This is a genomic window from uncultured Meiothermus sp. (genome assembly GCF_937863175.1).
Taxonomy (GTDB): domain Bacteria; phylum Deinococcota; class Deinococci; order Deinococcales; family Thermaceae; genus Meiothermus.
Map to the genome: position 1 here is coordinate 1 of NZ_CALMCQ010000258.1, position 2,656 is coordinate 2,656.

Genomic DNA, 2,656 nt, shown 5'->3' on the forward strand with positions numbered 1-2,656 from the left:
TATTACCGCAAAGCGCTCCAGAAGCCCTAAGCGTGCCAGGTGGCTTTCCACCCAGTCCCGCCTCGAGCTGCTGGCCACGGCCAGCTTCAGGCCCATCGCCTCGGCGGCATCCAGGTAGTCCAGCACACCTGGCAGGGGCTCCAGGGCCCGGTTGAGTTCTTGCTTGCGCTTCCAGACCCAGTTTTCCAGACTGGATTTGTCCAGCGCCTCGCCAAGCTGCTTTTCCAGGTGGCCGGCTGGGTCGAAGGGAGTCGAGTTGTTGCCGACAAAAGGAAGCCAGTATTCCAGCGTGAGTTCGACCTCGAACCGCTGGTAGACTTCCTGCCAGGCCTGAAACTCGCTGCTTTCGGTGTCAAGAATGGTGCCGTCAAAGTCGAAAATGAGGGCTTGCATCCTGGTGAATTGTACTTCCCGAAGGGAGGTCGTTACTTCGCCGAGCGAGGCCCGGAGGCCGGGTGAATCCTAGCCGACCTCGAGCCTTTGCAGCTCGCTTTGAGCGCGCCGGGACATCCGGCCCAGGGCTTCCTCGGCGTTGAGCAGTGGGCTGCCGTGCCCCAGCGCCAGAATTTTGGGCTGAATGGTAGCAACCCGCAGAATGCTGCGCCAGGCTTTGGCGGGGTCGGGGGTGAAGGCTGCCATCGGGAAACTCAAGCCCACCAGGTTCATCATGACATCCCCCCCGATCAACCAGCCCTCGAGTTTGTTGTAGAAACCGGTATGCCCAGCCGAATGCCCCGGCAGATGCACCACCCGCAAGTCGGGCACGAGGTGCGAGAGCGGCTCGTCGTCCTCCAGCTCGCGCTGCACCATTCCGGTAGCCTGGGTTTCGCGGTTGAGCCGTGCCAGGCTACGCGTCCAGCGATCCACCCAGCGAAGGCTCTGCGGGTCGGGCAACCAAACCGGTCTCTGTCCACGCAGGATCGGGGCTTCCAGACGGTGTGCCCAGACCTGCGCACCCGAAAGCCGGGCTATCTCGGGGAAATTGCCCACGTGGTCGGGGTGGGCGTGGGTGATGAAGATGTGGGTAAGGTCGCGCCAGGCCAGCCTGGCCCGTTTCAAGCCGTGCTCAACTTTGGGCAGCGAGTGCTGAAGGCCTGCGTCCACCAGCACCACTGCGTTTTTACTACGGATCAGATAGGCGTTGGCGATGCCCAGGTTAAGTTGATAGAGGCTGGGGGCGATCTGTCTCACACCGACTCCTTTTGCAGCCGCTCGCGCATGGTCTCCAGTCTGCCACGGATGGGCACTACCTTGCTCACCCTGGCCAGGCCGATCCGTGGCATGTTGCCATAAACCGATTCCTGCCGCTCAACCACATAGGTCTCGTGCCAGATCCCTACCGCCCCACCCTTGAAGGCCTTCCGAAAGAAGTCGCGCCAGGCCTGAGGGTGCAGCTCGGGGTCGGTGCGGGCAAAGCGTTCTAGATCCTCGCTGCTGCGCCAGTACTGCACCATCAGCAGGCCGCGAAAGTCCATGCTCAACCACTGGCCTCCTAAACCCAGAAAGCCGCTCTCGGGGTGGTTGTACAAGTAGGAGATCATCGGGTTCATGGCCCGCACCACCGGCAGCCACTCCCGCCAGCGCAGCCAGTTGTTAACCCGCACCCCAATCAAAAACACCACCAGCGGCCCCTCGTGCTGTGCGGTGAAACGTCCGTGCAGAATCATGGCGCCTCCCTGTTGCCCAAAACTCAGTGTTGGCTTTCCCGAGGTTTTTCGGTCACCGTGACCGATGAAGTGATGGGGGTTTCGAAAATCTGAGGGCGTTGCAGCCCATCCATTTCTTCTTCGATCCGATACCCTCGAGCGTCGGAAGTCTTGAGCCAGACCCCCAGCCCGTGAACCACTAGCCCCAGACTCCAGCCCCAGAAGGGGAGTCCCGACCAGAACACCCAGGGCATGGTGAAGGGATTGATGCCGGGCTGCATCAGGTTGACGAAGACGAACACGGTGGCGTGGAGGTAAAAGCCCAACCTGGCTTTGGTGCGTTTCTCGGCGATTCTTCTGAGGTTGTGGGTCATACGGCCTTCCTGCTCCAAAGGGCCGTGGGGTGGCCCTGCGCTGCTTCTCGCCGGCCCAGCTGGCGGGTTTGGTTCATCCACTTCTGGATAACCACAGGTGTGGCCCTTCGGACCAGGTTGAACTCGGTGATGCGAACGGGCTTGATGCCACAGAAGTGCAGGGTGGGGTAGAGCATGGCAGTATGCACCGCGTTGCGATACACCCAGCGGTTGTACCAACCTGGGGCGTCCATGGTGACCAGCAAGCGGGCCGTCTTGCCTTTAAGCAATGGGTCTTGCCAGGGCGAATCCTTACGATACTTGAAGGCGAACCCAGGTAAGAAAACCCGCTCAATGAAGCCTTTCAAGAGGGCAGGAACCCCACCCCACCACTGGGGGTAGGCGAAGACCAGATGGTCGGCCCAATGGAGGTCAGCCTGAGCCTTTTGCAGGTCGGGCTCGAGTGTGCCTTGCACTTTGTTGTCATAGGCGGTGCGGGTGGGGTAAGTAAGGGCAAACTCGAGCTGGCATAACTCGACGATCCGAACCTCGGCGGTTTGGCTCGCGCCTCCGGCGTAGGCTCTGCCCAGGGCATGGCTCAGGCTGTCGCTACGCGGATGACCCAGAATAACCAGAATCTTTTTCATTTTTCCTCCA

5 protein-coding genes are annotated in these 2,656 nt (G+C 60.9%); all 5 read right to left on the reverse strand.

Annotated features, from left to right (window positions below):
• Positions 1-393 (reverse strand): HAD family phosphatase (locus Q0288_RS09755; RefSeq protein WP_299429874.1); only part of this gene is annotated, 393 nt, incomplete at its 3' end.
• Between the two features lie 69 nt (positions 394-462).
• A complete protein-coding gene (locus Q0288_RS09760) occupies positions 463-1,191 on the reverse strand; it encodes an MBL fold metallo-hydrolase (protein WP_299429876.1) in 729 nt (242 codons plus the stop codon).
• Positions 1,188-1,667 carry a DUF4188 domain-containing protein gene (locus Q0288_RS09765; protein ID WP_299429878.1) on the reverse strand — a complete coding sequence of 160 codons (480 nt, stop codon included), beginning with the start codon at positions 1,665-1,667 and terminating at the stop codon, positions 1,188-1,190. The genes Q0288_RS09760 and Q0288_RS09765 overlap by 4 nt, the downstream gene beginning before the upstream one ends.
• A gap of 23 nt (positions 1,668-1,690) precedes the next feature.
• Entirely contained in the window at positions 1,691-2,020 is a 330-nt protein-coding gene (locus tag Q0288_RS09770; RefSeq protein ID WP_299429880.1) for a 2TM domain-containing protein, read from the reverse strand.
• A partial coding sequence (locus Q0288_RS09775) for an NAD(P)H-dependent oxidoreductase (RefSeq protein ID WP_299429882.1) occupies positions 2,017-2,656 on the reverse strand: 640 nt, incomplete at its 5' end. The genes Q0288_RS09775 and Q0288_RS09770, both read right to left, overlap by 4 nt.